Raw genomic sequence first — 18043 nt, forward strand, 5'->3', positions numbered from 1 at the left:
GCAGCAACGGATTCAGCCCGCGGCTTCGAGGACTTCCCGCAGGTACGGCGCGGTGCGGCCGGCGCCGGCGCGGGCCACTTCCGCCGGAGCGCCGACGGCCACCACCGAACCGCCTTCGTCGCCGCCCCCGGGACCGAGGTCGATCACGTGGTCCGCACCCGCGGCGACGGTCATGTCGTGCTCGATCACCACGACCGTGTTGCCCGCGTCGACCAGCGCGTGCAACAGGCGCATCAGCACCTCGACGTCGGCCGGGTGCAGGCCCGTGGTGGGCTCGTCGAGGACGAAGAGGGTGTGGCCGCGGCGCGTTCGCTGCAGCTCGGTCGCCAGCTTGATCCGCTGCGCCTCGCCGCCGGAGAGCTCGGTGGCGGGCTGGCCGAGCGTCAGGTACGACAGCCCGACGTCGTGGAGGGTCTCCAGGCTGCGCGCGACCGCCGGCACGTCGGCGAAGAAGTCTCGGGCGTCGTCGACGGTCAGGGCGAGCACGTCGGCGATCGACTTGTCCCGGTAGCGGATCTCGAGGGTCTCCGGGTTGTAGCGGGCGCCGTGGCAGGCGGGGCACGGCGAGTAGCTGCTGGGCAGGAACAGCAGCTCGACGGCCACCGCTCCTTCGCCCTGGCAGGTTTCGCAGCGCCCACCGTCCACGTTGAACGAGAACCGGCCCGCCGAGTACTTCCGCCGGCGGGCCTCGTCGGTGGCGGCGAACAGCTTCCGCACCCCGTCGAACAGTCCGGTGTAGGTCGCGAGGTTCGACCGCGGCGTGCGTCCGATCGGGCGCTGGTCGACCTCGACCAGCCTGTTGATCGCGTCCAGGCCGGTGATGCTGCGAACGTGCCGGGACGTGTCGGCCGCCGGCTCCTCGTCGTCGCCCGCATGGCTGCGGGACGCGCCGAGGTGGTCCCGGACGGCGGCCGCCAGGATGCCGGTGACCAGCGTCGTCTTGCCCGACCCGGACACGCCGGTGACGGCGGTGAAGACGCCGAGCGGGAAATCCACGTCGGTCTCGACCAGGTTGTGCCTGCTCACCCCGCGCAGCTCGATCTTCCCGGCCGGGGTGCGCCGCTTGCCGACCGGAGCCGGCGGATCGAAGAGGTGGGCGCGCGTCACCGAGTCCGCGGACGTCCGCAGCCCGTCCAGCGGGCCGCTGTAGAGCACGCGTCCGCCGTGCTCGCCGGCCCCGGGACCGACGTCGACGAGCCAGCCGGAGTGGCGGATGATCTCCGGCTCGTGCTCGACGACGAGCAGTGAATTGCCAGCCGCCCGGATCCGGTCGAGCACGCGGAGCAGCGCCTGGGTGTCGTCGGGGTGCAATCCGGCCGACGGCTCGTCGAGCACGTAGACGACGCCGAAGAGCGTGGAGCGCAGCGTCGCCGCCAGCCGCAGCCGCTGCAGCTCACCGGCCGAGAGCGTCGGGGTGGCGCGGTCCATGGCGAGGTAGCCCAGGCCGAGTTCGACCAGCGCCTCGATGCGGGCCAGCAGATCTTCGACCACGACCCGCGCGACGCTGTCGTCCTGCTCGGCGCGAAGCTTCTCCGCGAGCACGGTCAGCGGGAGCGCGGCGAGGTCGGCGATGTTGGCGCCGGCGAACGTCACCGCCAGCGCTTCGGGCCGCAATCCCGAGCCGTCGCAGGCCGGGCACGGCAGCACCTCCACGTACTGCAGGGCGCGGTTGCGCAGCGTCGTGCTCTGGGTGGTCGCCAGCGTGTGCAGGACGTATCGGCGGGCGCTCTGGTAAGTGCCCTGGTAGGGGCGCTGGATGCGTTCCGCCGTGCGCTCGGGGTGCACCGTGACGACGGGCTGCTCGTCGGTGAACAGGATCCACTCGCGGTCGGCCTGGGGCAGCTCGCGCCACGGCCGGTCGACGTCGTAGCCGAGCACGGCCAGGATGTCGCGGTAGTTCTTGCCCTGCCAGGCACCCGGCCACGCGGCGATCGCCTTCTCCCGGATGGACAGCCCCGGATCCGGCACCAGCGAGTCCTCGCTGACCTCGTGGATCCGGCCGAGGCCGTGGCACCGCGGGCACGCGCCGGCCGGCGTGTTCGGCGAGAAGGCGTCCGAGTCCAGCCGCTCGGCTCCGGCGGGATAGGTGCCGGCGCGGGAGAACAGCAACCGCAGGGAATTCGACAGCACGGTCACGGTGCCCACCGTGGAACGGGCCTGGGCGACACCGCGGGCCTGCTGGAACGCGACGGCCGGCGGCAATCCCGTGATCTCGCGGGCATCGGGCGTGCCGGCCTGGTCGATGAGCCGCCGCGCGTACGGCGCGACCGACTCCAGGTACCGCGCCTGCGCCTCGGCGTAGACGGTGCCGAACGCCAGCGACGACTTGCCCGATCCCGAGACACCGGTGACGGCGACCAGCGCGTCGCGCGGGAAGTCGACGTCGACCCCGCGCAGGTTGTGCACCCGCACTCCGCGCAGGCGCACCATCGAGCTGTCGTGGTCTGGCACTGCTGCGTCCTCACGGGTAGATGAATCGCGGGCCACCACACGCTACCGAGCAGGAGCCGGAGGTGCGCCACGCCCTCCAGGGCCTGAGATGTCGCGGTGGCTCCGCTCACCGAGCGACGATTCCGCGCCGTGCCGGGAGTCACACCTGGCGGACAACGCGCTCGAACGAAGGAGAAGCCGTGCAGGACGACATCTGGGCGATGGTGCACGCGGAGCGTGCCGCGCTGCTCGACGACCTCGCGCACCTCGATGAACGGCAGTGGTCGGAGCCCTCGCTCTGCGAGGGGTGGACGGTGCACGACGTGGTGGCCCACCTGGTCGACTCGGCGCGGACGACGCGCCTCGGGTTCGTGGCCGGCCTCGTCCGGGCGCGGTTCGACTTCGACCGCCAGAACGCACGCGGCGTGGAGCGCGAGCGCGGCGCCACGCCGCAGGAGACGCTGGAGCGGCTTCGCCGGGTGGCGTCGCGGACGTCGACGCCGCCGGCTCCGCTCGACAGCCGGCTCGTGGAGGAAGTCGTCCACGGCGAGGACATCCGCCGCCCCTTGGGCCTCACCCGCCGCTACCTGCCGGAGGCCGTGGTCCGGTCGCTCCGCCTGCAGGCCCGCACCCCGGCGGCCTTCGGCGGGGCCAAGGAGCTGATGTCCCGCATCCGCCTGACGGCGACGGACGCCGACGTGTCGATCGGAAGCGGCCCGGAAGCGACCGGAACCGCGCTTTCCCTGCTCCTGGCGATCTCCGGGCGGGCAGCGGCGCTGGCAGACCTCGACGGACCGGGGGTCACCGGCCTGAAGACCGCCCGGGACGCGTCCGGCTGATGGCTACGAGGTCCAGCGGCCCTTCGCCGATCGGCGGACCCAGCGGCAGGAATGACCGCGAGGGCAGAACCGGTCCCACGGCAGATGCCCGAACAGGCCGCACGAGGTTCCCCGAGACCGGTCAGAGGACCCATCCGAAGGTGGACCAGGCGAGCAGCGGCCCGAGGACGATCGAGCACAGCCCGTAGGTCATCAGCTGCCGGAAGAGGCGGGGGCGGTGTTCGGGCTCGGCGGATCCGAGCAGGAGCGCGCCCGTGATGCCGAGGGGGTTGACGTCGACGAGCACTGCGGAGAGTGCCACCGCGACGATCGCCGCCACCGGCGACACGCCGGCGGTCACGAGCGGCGCGATGAGCGGAACGGCGGTCGCGATGACGGCGATCGATGAGGCGAAGAAGGACGTCAAACCGGCGATGAAGCAGACGACGAGCAGGGAAAGCAGCCGTTGAGCATGGTCAGGCAGAGCAGCATCGGCGGCAGCCCTCGCTTGGCCGCGAGGCGAGCGTGATCGGCGCCATGATCGCGATGACCGCCGCGGGCAGTGTTCCGATCGCGGTGATGAGCGCCGCAACGACGAACAGCAACAGCGGGATCAAGGCCGTTCGGTGCCCGATCGGCCGCAACGCGCGGGACAGGAGCCAGTCCATGGTGCCGGTCGTCTGGACGACCACGAACAGCGCGGAGATCCCGACGATCAGGACGACGAAGTCGACCGGGAAGAAGCCGAACAGCTCGTCGATGCCGACACCGGCGATGGCCGCGACCAGGAAGGTGGCGGGGAGGGCCGCGAGGGCCAGGCTGAAGCGCGGCACGAAGGCGCCGAGGAACAGCAGGGCGAGCACCACGATCGAGAGCAGCGATGGGGTCATTCGGTGCCATGTCCTTCTGCGTCGTTGCGGAGGTCAGATGACGCCGTCGGCGCGCAGGGCGGCCACGGCGTGCTGGTCTAGATCGAGCAGTTCGGTCAGCACCGAGTCGGTGTGCTCCCCCAGACGCGGCCCCAGCGACCTGATCCGCCCGGGGGTCCTGCTGAGCCGCGGCAGCGGGGCGACCATCGGCAGCTCGCCCCAGTCGTCGTCCACGACGGTGGTGATCGTCCCGCGCTCCCGGTAGTGCGGGTCGGCGGCGATGTCGGCGACGCTCATGATCGGCGCGGCCGGCACCCCGGCGTCGTTGAGGATCCGGACGGCGTCATCGGCGGGGAACCTGCCCACCCACGCCGCGATCGCGGCGTACAGCTCATCCTGGTGATCGACGCGGGCGTCGCGGGTCGCGTACCTCGGATCCGCCGCGAGCTCCGGCATTTCCAGGACGGTCGCCAGCTTGCGGAACAGCGCGTCGGTGCCGGCGTGCACCGAGATCCGCCGTCCGTCGGCGGTGTCGAAGTCGCTGGCCGGGACGACCTGGAGGTTCCGGTTTCCCTGCCGTTCCCGGACCTTCCCGAGCGCGGCGTAGGTCAGCAGCGAATTCTCGGAGGCGCGGAATCCCGCTTCGTTACGGGATGTCGAGACCGTTCCGCGACCGGGGCGCCTTCGACCGCATCGCCAGCGCGTACTCCGGGCTCACCTACGTCAGCGAACGCCGCGAGGTAGGCGGCCATGTAGTCGATCACGGCGTACCCGGTTCGGGTCGGGTCCCCGGCGGGTTCGCCGCGATCAGCGCCCACCTGTCCGACGGGACCTGACGGCGGGTCGTCGCGCCGGGGCTTGTTCGACCGGACAGCCGGGTGCGGGCAACAGTAGCCGATCGAACAAGCTTCTCGTGGCCGGCGAAACTCTAATCTTCCGGAACATCTTCCCAAGCTCGCGCCGACGGAACGGTGAACGGATCGATGGTCAACCACGCAGGCCCGCCGCCCGAGCACGAGCTAGCGCCGCCGACAGGCCGCACCCTCCTCGTCATCGGCGACGACGAGGACCTGGGCCGGTCGGTGGCCGACCACGCCCAGCGCTGGGGGAACCACGTCGACCGCCTGCACCGGCCGGACGACGACGAGCTGCGACACCGACTACCGGACTCCGTCGAGGGCGTGGCTGTGGTGTCCCGCAACGACATCGTGGCGTTGCGCTACGCCCTGCTCGTAGAGCATCTCGCACCCGGAGTACGGCTGGTCGTCACGATCTTCGACCGCACGGTCGCGGACGAACTCACCCGCACCGTCCCGAACTGCACCGTGCTCGGAATGACGGACGCGATCGTGCCGGCGCTGCTGGGCACCTGCGTCACACCGAACCTCGCCAGCCTCCAACGCTCGGGCGACCAGCTCCTGGCCGTCGAGCACACCGCCGACGGGACCCGGGTCAGCCGGACGCCGCATCGGCCCGCGCCGTGGCGAAGCCGATTCCACCTGCTCCGCAGCCAATTCCGGCCCGTGGAGACCTCATCACGAGCGATGCTCACCGGATTCGCCGGCCTGCTCCTCGTGCTCGCCCTCGACAGCACCCTGGCCTGGACCGTCCTGCACGAGCACTGGGCCGACGCGATCTGGCACGCCACCCGCACCCTGACCACCGTCGGCTCCTCCCCCGCCATCGAGCACGCCCCGGACTGGTACAAGCTGCTCTCCGCGGCATCCATGCTCGCCGTGCTCGCATTCGCCGCGATGTTCACCGCGGGCTTCGTGGACCGGCTCATGTCGCGACGACTCACCGGCATCGTCGGCTCCCGCGCGGTGCCACGCCGCAACCACGTCGTGGTCGTCGGCCTCGGGCAGGTCGCACTGCGGCTGTGCTGCGAACTGCAAGCGATGGGAATCCCCGTCGTGGCCGTCGAACGAGACCGCCACGCGCCGTGCCTGCCGCTGGCCCGCGAGCTCGGCATCCCCGTGGTCCTGGGCCGGGGCGGCGACCGCTTCTTGCTGCAACGCCTCGCCTTGCCAAGGGCCAAGGCACTGGCGGCGGTTTCGTCCGACGGCCTGGAGAACATCGCCGTCGCGGTTACGGCCCGAGCCGTCGCACCTCGGCTGCGAATCGTGCTGCGCGCCGGAGGGGACGACGTCACAGCCGAATCCAAATCGCTGTTCCGCATCGGCGCGGTCTGCGACGTCACCCGCATCGCAGGCCCGTTCGTCGCGGCAAGGCTGCTCGGCCTGAAACCGCTGAGCGTCTTCACCTTGCTCGACCGCACCTGCGCATTGTTCGACGACGACCTCGTGGTCGACCTCGCGCACTGGGCGTCCCGTCCCGTCGAGAACGTCACCATTTCCGCGAACTGAGAGGAAGGTCAATACGATGCCTCAGCAGTCCCATGCAGACACCGCGACGAACCCCGTCTCGGCGGGCGGTGCGACCGACACCAAGCCGGAGCCGACGCCGCGCCGGGAGAACCCCGAAGCGACGTTCTACGACCACGAAGAGAGCCACCTGATCCTGGGCTACAACTGACGTCCGCTCACCGAGATCAACCGAATGTCCACACGGGACGTTCGAGCAACGAGGCCGGCTTCGCCCAAGCGTGCTAGTCGCGAAGGGCCGGCGTGAAGATCGTGGGCAGCGCCCGCCATCGCGGCCGCGCCGCAAGGGGTGTCGGACAGAGACCTAGGAGACGGACAGCATGACAAGTTCGCGCGGTCCACAGGGGACGAACAGCGGCGCGGCCGCGGTCAGTGCGCCAGCAGTTCGTCCAGTTCTTGCTGGAAGAGCAGGGCCGGGTCGAATCCCATTCCGTTGAAGTGCCCGGCGAGTTCGAGCGAGACGACGCCGTGCACGCGGGCCCAGAAGGCCAGGGACTTGCGGAGCGCCGCGGTCGGCGCCGAGTCGTCGGCCCAATGGCGGTGCTCTTCGAGATGGGCGTCGAACGGTGTTGCCGGGGCCTCCGCGGAGAGCGCCGCCGCGTGGGCGTCGATCAGCACGGCCATCATCTCGGATGTGATCTTCGCGGTGTCCTCCGGCGCGTGGTAGCCGGGAACGGGCGTGCCGTAGAGGAGGAAGTACCGCTGCGGGTCCGCGAGGGCCCAGTCCCGCACGACGTGCGCCAGCCCGGCCACGTCGGCGCCGGAATCGGCGGCCGCCAGGACGGCGTCGGCGAGACTTCGGTAGGCGTCGCGGATGAGCTCGGTGAGCAGCTCGTCGCGGCTGGCGAAATACCGGTACAACGCGGGGCCGCTCATCCCCATGCGCTTGGCGATCGCGTTGAGGGACAACGCCGAGACGCCGGTCGTGGCCACCTGCTCCCACGCGTGCTGCTTGATCTCCTCGTGCACCTGGGCCCGGTAGCGCTCCCGCGGGCTCGTACCCATCGCAGTCACCCTCCCCGGCTGCGGCGCCATCAACTCCAGTTAGAGGCTATCACTTTCCCTATTGACACTCACAAACTGTAGTTATAACTTCTAACTTAAGCGAGCAGTGTTAACTAGCTCGCGTCCAACGAAGAGGAGAGCCATGTCCGGCATCCACCCGAACACCTCGCCGAACCCGCAGGCCCGGCCCCGTCGCCGAGGTGGTGCAGGTGCCGCCCTGCTCGCGATTCCGCTGGCCGCCGGCATCCTCGGCGCCATCATCATCCCCACCCTGGCGGCCACGGGCGGTCGCGCAGCCGACCCGGCTTCGCTGACCTGCCAGGGCGAAGGTGTCGATCCCACCGCCGGGGTCCGGTACCGGACCGAGACCTTCATCAAGGCACCGCTGAGCACGGTCTGGGGGCTGCAGACCGACGTGCAGGGCTGGCCGTCCTGGCAGGAGCCCGTCACCACCGCCGAGCGCCTGGACCCGGGCCGGTTCCAGGAGAACTCGCAGTTCCGGTGGACCACGCCGGTCCCGCCCACCCCGGTCAGCCCCGCCACGACGCTGGTCATCACCTCCACCGTCCAGCAGCTGCAGCACGACAAGTGCATCCGCTGGACCGGGCCCGCGATCGGCGACGGACTGCACATCGACGGCGTCCACGTCTGGAACTTCACCGAGGTCAACGGCGGCGTCCTGGTGCGCACCGAGGAAACCCACACCGGCCCGCAGGTCGACGCCGACGTGCCCCTCGCGACCGAGCACCTCGGAAAGGGCCTGGAGGCATGGCTGGCAGCCCTCAAGGCCACCGCCGAGTCCCGCCACTACAACCCGACGAACAACGCCTGACCCGCCCCCCGGCGACCACGCCGAAGAACCCGCGCCGGACGCATCCCCGTCCGGTCACCGCGAACTTCGTTGCACAACAACGGAATCCACGCGCTACGCCCCGACACCAGGAGGAGACGAATGGTCACCGCAACACCGCACCGCAACGGCTTCCGCGCCGCAAGGCTCGTCACCATCTCGGTGTGGGCCACGCCGGTCCTGATCATCGGCCAGTTCGCCATGGTGGCGGTGGTCCCGGTCGCGCTCGTGCTGATCGGCACCCTGAGCGATGCGCGCCTCCGAGCACTCCGGTGGTGGGCCGCGGCGCTCGCGGCGGTCTACGCAATACCCCTGGCCCTCTGGGCGATCGGACCGGACCGAGCACCAAGCCTGTCCAAGGACATGAACCCGGCCTTCGCGGCCCTCATCGTCGCCACGGCCATCGCCGCCGCAACGGCCGACCACCGCCGGCGCAGGAATCCCACGCCGCTTCGCGGCTCATGAGCAACCGGAGGAGTTACGGGTTGCAGCAACCCGGATTCCTCTCGGCTCCAACCGAAATCCCGGCCGGGTTCAGCGGGATGGTTTGAATGCTATTGCGCGGGTGGCTTCGGCTACCTCGGGCCAGCGGGGGTCCGCCGGAGTTTCCGGGAAGCCGAGGAGCGGCGCCAGGCGCTTCCAGGCTTTCGGGTGGGCCTTCTGGTAGGCCAGCAGCACCTTCTGGACCTCCCGGCCTTCGAGGAAGCGGTGGTCGGGCTCCGGCCACCGGCGTGCGCCGAGGCGCACCTCGATGGCCGGGGCCGCTTGGATGTTCCGGTACCAGTCGGGGTTCTTGCCCCACGCCGCCACCACCACGACCTCCGGGACCTCCGGGTCGTAGCCCACGACCTCCACGACCACTTCCCGCCGGGCGCCGGTTCGCCGGCCCCGGTGGGCCAGGTAGAGCAACCGGTGCCCGGCCAGCCACCCGAGTCTCGCCCGGTAGAGCCAGATCGGCGCACGCAGCAGGATGCGCAGCGCGCCACGCGGTTTCCGGTCGGTCACGGCCATGCTCACTCCCGTCGGCTCTCGGCCGGTTGATTCGCCAGTGCCTTCGTCGGTTTCGGGGCTGGGGCCCTGTCTGGCAGATGATAGGCGGGACACCCCGGTCCCGAGTACGCGCATTTCGTCGCTGCCGCCGGGCCGATGACGCTCGGCTCGCCTGCGGCGTCACCTTCGGACGCTCGGGAGGCGCTGCTGGGTTCAGCGTGATCGAGCGGCTTGGATCACGGCGTCGATCGCTCGGGAGATCCGGTCGGCGGCGTGATCGGGGTCGGGTTGGCCGGCGTCCAGCCAGGCGATGATCGCTTCGTGAGCGACGGTGGGGACCAGCCGCGCCGCCCAGTCGCGCCACGGGCCTTCCGGGATCACCTCGCTGACGTGTCGCTCGGCGATCTCGGTCGACGCGGCTCGGATCGCGTCGACGACGTCCCGGAATTCCGGTTCGCGGGCCGCGTGGCGGAACAGCAGCCGAAACCCGTCGGGGTCCTCACCCGCGGCCCGCAGCAGCGCGGGGACGCTGGTGTCGTCGAAATCGTCGTCGCCGACGGCCTCGGTGAGCCGGACGCAGGCGCGGTCGAGCACAGCCCGGTAGAGGTCGGCCTTCGAGTCGAAGTGCTGGTAGAGGATCATGCGGCTGACCTCGGCTTCGGCAGCCACGTCGTCGAGGCCGGTCGCCCGGTAGCCACCGCGGGCGAATGATCTGGTGGCCGCCTCCAGGATCTGCGCACGCCGCTGCGCCCGAGGCATGCGCCGCGTCGGCGTCGCAGTCCCCGACGCCGCGGCTCCGGTCGTCCGGCCCGCCATCGTCGCAGCCTCCTCTTGTTAACTTGAAAGTCTATATCTACATTTATTTACGACAGAGTATACAACCTTAAGTAAATATGGGGGTGTCATGATCGCGCCGATCCAGTTGCCGTTCGAACAGCGGCATCCGCTGGAGGTAGCGCCGCAGCTGCGCGACCTGCAGTCACTGCGCGCGGTGCACGAGGTGCGCACCGCGGTGGGCGACAGGGCCTGGCTGGTCACCAGCTACGCGTTGGTGCGCCGACTGCTCGCCGACGAGCGGCTCGGGCGCTCACATCCCGCACCGGAACACGCATCCCGCACCGGGGAGTCCGCGCTGTTCGGCGGACCGCAGGGCGACTTCGACACCGAGCAGGTCGACCACGCCAGGATGCGCGCGCTGCTGCAGCCGCACTTCTCACCCAGGCGGATGCGCGGGCTGCGGGCCCGCGTCGAGGCGCTGACCGCCCGGCTGCTCGACGACTTGGCCGAACAAGGCCCACCGGCGGACCTGCACGCCGCGCTCGCACTCCCGCTTCCGATCCTGGTGATCTGCGAACTGATCGGCGTGCCCTACGACGACCGCGACCAGTTCCGCGCGTGGACGCAGGCGGCGGCCGACATCACCGACCGGACGCGCTCCGAACAGGGGCTCGCCGACCTGTTCGCCTACGGCCGGGAGCTCGTCGCCCGCAAGCGCCGGGATCCCGGCGACGACGTGATTTCCCGGCTGTGCGCCACCGACTCGGTGGGCGATGACGAGATCGCCATGCTTTCCATGGCCCTGCTGTTCGCCGGACACGAGACCACGGTCGTGCAGATCGGCATGGGCGCCCTGCTGATGTTGGCCGACCCGGCGCAGTGGCGGACGCTGCTGGAACAACCCGGCCTGGCGCCGAGCGCGGTGGAGGAAGTCCTGCGCGCCCCTGGCCGAGGCGGCGACGGGATTCCCCGCTACGCCCGGACCGACTTCGACATCGACGGCGTGACCGTCCACAAGGGAGACCTGGTTCTGCTGCACTCCGGGGCGGCCAACCGCGACGAGACCGCCTTCCCCGATCCCGATCGCTTCGACATCACCCGCGGGACCGCCGGCCACCTGGCATTCGGCCACGGCCCGCGGTACTGCATAGGCGCCCCGCTGGCCCGCATCGAACTCCAGGCGGTGTTCAGCCAGCTGGTTCCCCGGTTCCCGACGATGCGGCTGGCCGTTCCCACCGAGGAGCTGGCACTGCGCCGGGACGTGCTCACCGGCGGGCTGATCGCACTCCCGGTGACCTGGTGAGCACCGGGCCGGCGTCCGGTCGCGCGGCGCCGCTCAGCCGGTCTTCGGCGTCGTGAGCGCCGGGGCGAGGACCCAGAGGACCCTGGTCGGACTGCCGTCGTCGGTGACGCTGGTGAACGTGTGCGCGGTGTCCCCGGCGAAGGTGAGCGCGTCGCCGGTTTCCAGGGTGATCTCCTCCCCGGCGAGGACGACGCGGAGGCGGCCTTCGAGCACGAAGACGAACTCGACCCCGGTGGGCAGGACGTACGGTTCGTCGCCGCTGCCGCCGCCGGGGCCGATCACGCTCAGGATCGCCTGCACGCGGCGCTCGCCTTCGGGCGTCAGGAGGAACTCGCGCATGCCTTCGCCGCCGAAGCGGATGGACGGGTAGGCGTCGTGCCGGACCACTTCGCCCGCGGCGGCGGCGAAGAAGGTCGACACGGAGACCTCCAGCGCCTCGCAGAGCCGCATCAGCGACGCCACCGACGGGTTGACCTGATCGCGCTCCACTTTGGATAGATAGCCCTTGGTCAGGCCGCTGCGCTCCGCCAGTTCGGCGAGCGTCTTGCGCCTGGACAGCCGGATGGCCTTCAGCTGGGCGCCGATGCCTTCGCCGCGCCGTTCGCCGGTGGGTGCCTTGTGGGTACCTGCCACGGGTCGGGACTCCTTGCTCTCGGGCTGGAGTTCCAGGTTGCCATCCGCGCACCCATGAAACCTGTGTTTCCTATGAAAAACAAGTGTTGACTTCGGGTGTTCGCGGAGCCACGCTCCCCGTTACTTGCCGCACCGGGGAAGGGCGATGGGACATTGGCTGACACGATTCGCTTGTGGGGCGGGCGGTTTCGCACGCCGCCGGACCCCGCGCTGACCGACCTCTCCCGATCCGACCCGTCGTACTTCCGGATGGCCCCCTACGACCTCGCCGGCTCCCGGGCCCACGTCCGCGAGCTGCGACGAGGAGGCATCCTCGACGAGTCCGAGTGCACCTCAGTGCTGGCCGCGATCGACGAGCTGGACGCGGACGTCCGCGCCGGCCGGGTCGCGCCGACGCCGGACGACGAGGACGTGCACACCTTCATCGAGCGGGTCCTGCTCCAGCGGCTCGGCCCGCTCGGCGGCAAGGTCAGGGCCGGCCGGTCGCGCAACGACCAGGCCGCCAACGACCTGCGCCTGTTCCTCCGGGACCGGGTGCGCACGATCGTCGCCGAGGTGGCCGACCTGCAGGACGCCCTGATCGCCCAGGCGCGGCAGCACGTCCGGTCGATCGCTCCGGGATTCACGCACCTGCAGCCGGCGCAGCCGGTGGTGTTCGCCCACCAGCTCCTCGCCCACGCGCAATCCTTCTCCCGGGACGTCGAGCGCTTGCAGGACTGGGACCGGCGCAGCGCCCGCTCGCCGCTGGGCGCGGCGGCGTTGGCCGGTTCCTCCGTCGCGGTGCGGCCGGAGCTCTCGGCGGCCGAGCTCGGGTACTCGGCGCCGTGCGAGAACTCCATCGACGCCGTCGCCAGCCGCGACCACGTCGCCGAGTTCCTGTTCGCCACCTCGATGCTCGCGGTCAACGTGTCGCGGTTGGGCGAGGAGGTCTGCCTGTGGACCTCGCGGCAGTTCGGCTGGGTCGTGCTCGACGACGGGTTCTCCACCGGCAGTTCGATCATGCCGCAGAAGAAGAACCCCGACATCGCCGAGCTCGCCCGCGGCAAGGCGGGGCGCTTGCTCGGCGACCTGGCCGGGTTGATGGCGGTGCTGAAGTCCCTGCCGCTGGCCTACAACCGCGACCTCGCCGAGGACAAGCGGGCCGCGCTGGACAGCGTCGACACGTTGGCGCTGGTGCTGCCCGCGATGGCGGGCATGGTGCGCACGATGCGGGTCGACGTGGACGTGCTGCGCGAGCAGGCCACCGACGGGTTCACGCTCGCCACCGAGGTGGCGGATTGGCTTGCGGAGCAAGGAGTTCCGTTCAGCGAGGCGCACGAGGTCACCGGAGCCCTGGTGCAGCTGTGCGAGGACCGGGGCGTCGAGCTGGAGGACGTGACGGACGCCGACCTGCGGTCCGTGGACGAGCGGCTGACGCCCGCGGTGCGTGATCGGCTGACGCCGGAGGCGGCCGTGGCGGCCCGCACCGGCTACGGCGGGACCGCTCCGGACCGGGTCGTCGAGCAGATCGACCGGCTGGCGGCCGTCACGGCCGCGCAGCGCGCGTGGTCCGCCGCGTACGAGGGGCCGAGGTCATGAGTAGCCCTGTGTCAACCTCAGCCCTCCTCAACCGCACCCCAGGGGACCGTGACGCAAACCGGCCACGAGAAACCACGCAACGGGAGATCGGGCTGAACGCAACCGCCACTGTGAATCGCGGAGAGGCGGACCAGTCATGAGCCCGCTGCACCAGGTCGAGTCCGCGACGGCGGCGGGCGCGGACTGGGAAACGGTGCCGCGCAAGCACTTCGGCCGCTGGGTCGCCGCGGTCGTCGTGCTGGCGGGCGTCGCCTGGTTCGCGCATTCCTTCGCCAACGCGCAGATCGAGTGGTCGGTGGTCCGCGAGTACCTCACCGCACCCGTGCTGCTCAAGGGCTTGGTGCTCACGATCGTCCTGACGATCGTGGCGATGGTGCTGGGGATCGTCCTCGGCGTCGTCGTCGCGGTGATGCGGCTGTCGAAGAACCCGATCACCAGCGGCGTCGCCTGGGTCTACGTGTGGATCTTCCGCGGGACCCCGGTGTACCTGCAGCTGCTGATGTGGTTCAACCTGGCGCTGATCTTCCCGGTGGTCTCGATCCCGGGCATCTACACCGGCCGCACGGTCGAGCTGGTGACACCGTTCGTCGCCGCCGCGCTCGGCCTGGGCATCAACCAGGGCGCCTACACCAGCGAAGTGGTGCGCGCCGGGATCCTGTCCGTCGACGAGGGGCAGCTGGAGGCGGCGCGGGCGATCGGAATGACGCGGCTGAAGGCGTTGCGGCGGATCGTGCTGCCGCAGGCGATGCGCGTGATCATCCCGCCGGTGGGCAACGAGACGATCAGCATGCTGAAGACGACGTCGCTCGCGTCGGCCGTGGGCGTCACCGAGATCGTGCTGGAGGCGCAGCACATCTACTTCGTCAACAACCGGATCATGGAGCTGCTCATCGTCTGCGCCATCTGGTACCTGGCCGCCGTGTCGGTGTTGTCCGCGCTGCAGTTCTACCTCGAACGGCACTACGCGCGCGGGGCCACGAGCCGCGCGCTGCCGCCCACCCCGCTGCAGCGGTTGCGGGCAGCCGTGCTGCGGCAGAAAGCAGGTGCGTGATGACTGCATTGGTGCGGGCCGAGGGCGTGCACAAGAGCTTCGGCGACCTGCAGGTCCTCAAGGGCATCGACCTGGAGGTCGCCGACGGCGAGGTGCTGTGCCTGCTCGGGCCCTCCGGGTCGGGCAAGAGCACCTTCCTGCGCTGCATCAACCACCTGGAGCAGATCAGCCGCGGCCGGATCTGGGTCGGCGACCAGGTCATCGGCTACGAGCCGCGCGGCGGGAAGCTCCACGAGCTGGGCGAGCGGTCCGTCGCCCGGCAGCGGCAGTCCGTCGGCATGGTCTTCCAGCGCTTCAACCTCTTCCCGCACCTGACCGCGCTGGAGAACGTGATCGAGGGCCCGGTCCAGGTCAAGCGGGAAACGAAGGCCACGGCCGTCGCCCGGGCCGAGGGGCTCCTGGCCCGGGTGGGGCTGGCCGACAAGCGCGACGCGTATCCGCGGCAGCTCTCGGGCGGCCAGCAGCAGCGGGTGGCGATCGCGCGGGCGCTGGCGATGGAGCCGTCCCTGCTGCTGTTCGACGAACCCACTTCGGCGCTGGACCCCGAGCTCGTCGGCGAGGTCCTCGAAGTGATGAAGGACCTGGCGAAGTCGGGCCTGACGATGATCGTGGTGACCCACGAGATCGGCTTCGCCCGCGAGGTCGCCGACCGGGTCGCGTTCATGGACGCCGGCGCGATCGTCGAGATCGGCGCGCCCGGCGCCGTGCTCGACCACCCCGAACACCCCCGCACCCGAGCATTCCTGCAGCGGGTTCTCTGACCTCCGAATCGTCGAAAGAGGTAGTCATGCTTCGAAAAGGCTCCAGGGTGCTCACCGCCGCGCTGCTCGCCGGGCTGCTCGGCACGGCGGGCTGCGCGGGCGGCAGCACCAACACCGGCGCATCGAACGGCAGCGGGTTGCCGGATGTCGTGGCGCAGTCCGGGACGATCCGGATCGGGATGTCCCCGGACCTGCCGCCGATGGAGTTCCGCGACGAGGCGACCGGCCAGGTGGTCGGCGTCGACGTCGAGATCGCCAACGCCATGGCGCAGCAGCTCGGCGTCAAGGCCGAGTTCGTCGAGCAGCCCTTCGACCAGCTGCTCAACTCCGTGGCCACCGGCCGCGTCGACATCGTCATGTCCGGGCTGTCGGACACCACCGAGCGGCAGAAGACGGTCGACTTCGTCGACTACTTCCTCTCCCGCGCCCAGTTCTACTCGCTGCAGGAGCGCGCCGCGGAGTTCACCTCGCCGGAATCGTTGTGCGGCAAGAAGCTCGCGGTGAGCAAGAAGACCGACTACTACCTGATGGTGCAGAAGTACGACGCGGAAACGTGCGTCGGCAAGGGACTCCCGCCGATCGAGCTGCTGCCGACCGACTCGGGATCGGCTGCCCGCCTGCAGCTGGAGCAGCGCCGCGCCGACGTCGCGGTGCAGAGCGGCGAGAACCTGGCGTTCTTCGAGAAGAAGGACCCGGCGAAGTTCGAAACCGTCCTGGAACCGCTGCCCGGCAAGCCCTTCGGCGTGGTGGTCAAGAAGGGCGACCAGCAGATGGCCGCCGCGGTGCAGAAGGCCCTGACCGCGGTGGTCGACAACGGCTCCTACCAGTCGATTCTGGACAAGTGGGGCCTGGGCTACGGGGCGACCCGGCCGGTGGTCAACGGCGTCAAGCCGTGAGCGGTGGCCGGTTGGTCTGGCGGGGCGGCGCCCGGGTGGCCGTCGCCCTCGCCTTCGACCTCGACGGGCCGACCGGGACCGCCATGCTCGACGGCAGCATCTGGCGGAAACCGGAGTACTTCACCCTCGGCTCGTACGGCCCGTGGCGGGCGCTGCCGCGGATCCTCGACCTCCTCGTCAACGAGCCCGGGCACCCGGCCGACGTCTTCGCCCGGCTGACCGGAGGTGGTTCCGATGCCTGAGCCCACCGCGAGCCGCCTCGGCGGGTTCATCGCCGGAACCGCCTTCGCGGACCTCCCCGGCAGCGTCGCGGCGAAGGCCAAGCGGCACCTCCTCGACACCCTCGGCGCGGCCCTGGCCGGTGCCAGGACACCGGAAACGGCCGCGATCACCGCGGCCCTCACCACCCCGACCGCCGCAGGAGCCGCGATCTGGGGAACCGGCCTGCTCGCGACGGCTCGCGACGCCGCGCTGGCCAACGGTGTGGCGGCGCACGCGCTGGAACTCGACGACACCGGCGGCTGCGACCACTCCGGAGCGGTCGTCGTGCCCGCAGCCCTGGCCGCCCTTTCGCTGACGGACCGAGCCGTTCCCGGCGCGGAACTGCTGGTCGCGATCGTCCTCGGCTACGACCTGGCCCGGCGCGCGCTGGAGGGCTGCGGCGGTTACCAGGAGCACAACCAGGCGGGCTGGCACTCCACCGGCACCTGCGGCCCCTTCGGTTCGGCCGCCGCAGCAGCCCGCATCCTCGCGCTGTCCCCGGAACAATGCTCCGCGGCCGTCGGTTTCGCCGCCTCGATGAGCGGTGGCCTCTGGGCGTTCGTCCACAATGGTGCCTTGAGCAAGCGGCTGCACGCGGGCCGGGCCGCGGAAGCCGGTGTCGCCGCGGCCGTGCTCGCCGGAAGCGGAATCCCTGGCCCGGTCCACGCCCTCGACGATGTCTGGGGCGGATTCCTCAGCACCTTCGCGCCGGCCACAGCCGAGCACGCCGCACTCACCGACGGGCTCGGCGAGCAGTGGCGGATCCAGCGGTGCGCCATCAAGCCCCACGCGTCGTGCCGCGGCACGCACTCGGCCATCGACGCCGTCGCGCACCTCATGCGCGACCACGGCCTGCGCGCCGACGAGATCCGCGAGGTGCGCGTCAGGCTCAGCCCGTTCCTGGCCGACATGTGCGGCGGCCGCGACACGCGAACCCTCGGCACGGCGCAGCTCAGCCTGCCGTACGCGGTCGCCGCTCAGATCGCGTTCGGCGTCGCGGACCTCGCGGCGTACGGCCCGGAGCAACGTCGTGACGAGCGGGTGCGCGCTATCATGAATTCCGTTGTGCTCGAAGTGGATTCGTCGATGCCGGCGTCCGAAGAACCGGTCATCGGCCTGGTCACCGAAGACGCCGGCTACCAGTACCGCGTCACGGATCCGCTGGGCTCGCCCACCAACCCGATCGGCGACGAAGCCCTGATCACCAAGTTCCGCCGGCTCGTCCCGGAACCGACCGCGGAGCGCCTGGTCGACACCGTGCTGCGCCTCGACGCACTGCCGGACGCCCGGCTGCTGCTGGACGAGCTTGTCTGAACGGTGGTTTCAGAATGGCGGGGCGGGCACCCGTGGGACGTTGCCGCCTGGCCCGCGAGACGGCGATTTCGCGCGAAATCGCCACTTCGCCTGAGGGCCGGGCGGCGATTTCGCGCGAAATCG

General features: G+C 70.7%; 20 protein-coding genes and 1 pseudogene. 13 read left to right on the forward strand and 8 right to left on the reverse strand.

Annotation, left to right across the window (positions count from 1 at the left end; all coding sequences use genetic code 11):
• Positions 1-12 precede the first annotated feature (12 nt).
• The gene (gene uvrA, locus ACWEV3_RS41790) at positions 13-2451 is read right to left on the reverse strand and encodes an excinuclease ABC subunit UvrA (protein ID WP_452619217.1); all 2439 of its coding nucleotides are present in this window, start codon (positions 2449-2451) and stop codon (positions 13-15) included.
• Positions 2452-2630: 179 nt separating this feature from the next.
• On the opposite strand from uvrA, the gene ACWEV3_RS41795 reads away from it, so the two are divergent.
• Positions 2631-3269 carry a maleylpyruvate isomerase family mycothiol-dependent enzyme gene (locus ACWEV3_RS41795; RefSeq protein ID WP_452619218.1) on the forward strand — a complete coding sequence of 213 codons (639 nt, stop codon included), beginning with the start codon at positions 2631-2633 and terminating at the stop codon, positions 3267-3269.
• A gap of 121 nt (positions 3270-3390) precedes the next feature.
• On the opposite strand, the gene ACWEV3_RS41800 is transcribed toward ACWEV3_RS41795, so the two are convergent.
• From ACWEV3_RS41800 to ACWEV3_RS41810, 3 genes and pseudogenes are all read right to left on the reverse strand, one after another.
• Complete coding sequence (locus ACWEV3_RS41800) at positions 3391-3675, reverse strand: hypothetical protein (RefSeq protein WP_452619219.1); 285 nt, start codon at positions 3673-3675, stop codon at positions 3391-3393.
• 49 nt (positions 3676-3724) lie between these two features.
• Entirely contained in the window at positions 3725-4138 is a 414-nt protein-coding gene (locus ACWEV3_RS41805; protein ID WP_452619220.1) for a hypothetical protein, read from the reverse strand.
• A 33-nt stretch (positions 4139-4171) separates the two neighbouring features.
• Positions 4172-4744: pseudogene (locus ACWEV3_RS41810) on the reverse strand (CoA transferase); the annotation flags it as partial.
• Between the two features lie 26 nt (positions 4745-4770).
• Here ACWEV3_RS41810 and ACWEV3_RS41815 point away from each other — a divergent pair.
• From ACWEV3_RS41815 to ACWEV3_RS41825, 3 genes are all read left to right on the forward strand, one after another.
• Positions 4771-4953 (forward strand): hypothetical protein, encoded by a 183-nt coding sequence (locus tag ACWEV3_RS41815; RefSeq protein ID WP_452619221.1) that lies wholly within the window; start codon positions 4771-4773, stop codon positions 4951-4953.
• Positions 4954-5100: 147 nt separating this feature from the next.
• Complete coding sequence (locus ACWEV3_RS41820; protein WP_452619222.1) at positions 5101-6483, forward strand: NAD-binding protein; 1383 nt, start codon at positions 5101-5103, stop codon at positions 6481-6483.
• A gap of 16 nt (positions 6484-6499) precedes the next feature.
• Positions 6500-6652: a hypothetical protein gene (locus tag ACWEV3_RS41825; protein WP_452619223.1), complete on the forward strand. Its 153-nt coding sequence runs from the start codon at positions 6500-6502 to the stop codon at positions 6650-6652.
• Between the two features lie 218 nt (positions 6653-6870).
• On the opposite strand, the gene ACWEV3_RS41830 is transcribed toward ACWEV3_RS41825, so the two are convergent.
• Complete coding sequence (locus ACWEV3_RS41830) at positions 6871-7506, reverse strand: TetR/AcrR family transcriptional regulator (RefSeq protein WP_452619224.1); 636 nt, start codon at positions 7504-7506, stop codon at positions 6871-6873.
• A 142-nt stretch (positions 7507-7648) separates the two neighbouring features.
• On the opposite strand from ACWEV3_RS41830, the gene ACWEV3_RS41835 reads away from it, so the two are divergent.
• Positions 7649-8338 carry an SRPBCC family protein gene (locus ACWEV3_RS41835; protein WP_452619225.1) on the forward strand — a complete coding sequence of 230 codons (690 nt, stop codon included), beginning with the start codon at positions 7649-7651 and terminating at the stop codon, positions 8336-8338.
• 120 nt (positions 8339-8458) lie between these two features.
• On the forward strand, positions 8459-8821 hold the full coding sequence (locus ACWEV3_RS41840) for a hypothetical protein (RefSeq protein ID WP_452619226.1): 363 nt from the start codon (positions 8459-8461) through the stop codon (positions 8819-8821).
• 69 nt (positions 8822-8890) lie between these two features.
• Here the strand turns inward: ACWEV3_RS41840 and ACWEV3_RS41845 are convergent, their stop codons facing one another.
• Positions 8891-9367, reverse strand: coding sequence for a nitroreductase family deazaflavin-dependent oxidoreductase (locus ACWEV3_RS41845; protein ID WP_452619227.1), 477 nt, complete (start codon positions 9365-9367; stop codon positions 8891-8893).
• Between the two features lie 192 nt (positions 9368-9559).
• Positions 9560-10162: a TetR/AcrR family transcriptional regulator gene (locus ACWEV3_RS41850; protein ID WP_452619228.1), complete on the reverse strand. Its 603-nt coding sequence runs from the start codon at positions 10160-10162 to the stop codon at positions 9560-9562.
• Positions 10163-10250: 88 nt separating this feature from the next.
• Here ACWEV3_RS41850 and ACWEV3_RS41855 point away from each other — a divergent pair, with 88 nt between their 5' ends.
• Positions 10251-11426: a cytochrome P450 gene (locus tag ACWEV3_RS41855; protein WP_452619229.1), complete on the forward strand. Its 1176-nt coding sequence runs from the start codon at positions 10251-10253 to the stop codon at positions 11424-11426.
• Between the two features lie 33 nt (positions 11427-11459).
• On the opposite strand, the gene ACWEV3_RS41860 is transcribed toward ACWEV3_RS41855, so the two are convergent.
• Positions 11460-12059 carry a helix-turn-helix domain-containing protein gene (locus ACWEV3_RS41860; RefSeq protein WP_452619230.1) on the reverse strand — a complete coding sequence of 200 codons (600 nt, stop codon included), beginning with the start codon at positions 12057-12059 and terminating at the stop codon, positions 11460-11462.
• Between the two features lie 153 nt (positions 12060-12212).
• On the opposite strand from ACWEV3_RS41860, the gene argH reads away from it, so the two are divergent.
• The 6 genes from argH (at position 12213) to ACWEV3_RS41890 (ending at position 17920) form a co-directional block, all read left to right on the forward strand.
• Entirely contained in the window at positions 12213-13637 is a 1425-nt protein-coding gene (gene argH / locus ACWEV3_RS41865; RefSeq protein WP_452619231.1) for an argininosuccinate lyase, read from the forward strand.
• Positions 13638-13773: 136 nt separating this feature from the next.
• A complete protein-coding gene (locus ACWEV3_RS41870; RefSeq protein ID WP_452619232.1) occupies positions 13774-14688 on the forward strand; it encodes an amino acid ABC transporter permease in 915 nt (304 codons plus the stop codon).
• A complete protein-coding gene (locus tag ACWEV3_RS41875) occupies positions 14688-15449 on the forward strand; it encodes an amino acid ABC transporter ATP-binding protein (protein WP_452619233.1) in 762 nt (253 codons plus the stop codon). Before ACWEV3_RS41870 ends, ACWEV3_RS41875 begins: the two co-directional genes overlap by 1 nt.
• Positions 15450-15475: 26 nt before the next feature.
• Positions 15476-16345, forward strand: coding sequence for an ABC transporter substrate-binding protein (locus ACWEV3_RS41880; protein ID WP_452619234.1), 870 nt, complete (start codon positions 15476-15478; stop codon positions 16343-16345).
• An 11-nt stretch (positions 16346-16356) separates the two neighbouring features.
• Positions 16357-16587: a hypothetical protein gene (locus ACWEV3_RS41885; protein WP_452619235.1), complete on the forward strand. Its 231-nt coding sequence runs from the start codon at positions 16357-16359 to the stop codon at positions 16585-16587.
• The gene (locus ACWEV3_RS41890; RefSeq protein ID WP_452619236.1) at positions 16580-17920 is read left to right on the forward strand and encodes an MmgE/PrpD family protein; all 1341 of its coding nucleotides are present in this window, start codon (positions 16580-16582) and stop codon (positions 17918-17920) included. The genes ACWEV3_RS41885 and ACWEV3_RS41890 overlap by 8 nt, the downstream gene beginning before the upstream one ends.
• Positions 17921-18043: the final 123 nt, after the last annotated feature.

This window comes from Saccharopolyspora sp. NPDC003752, assembly GCF_053605825.1.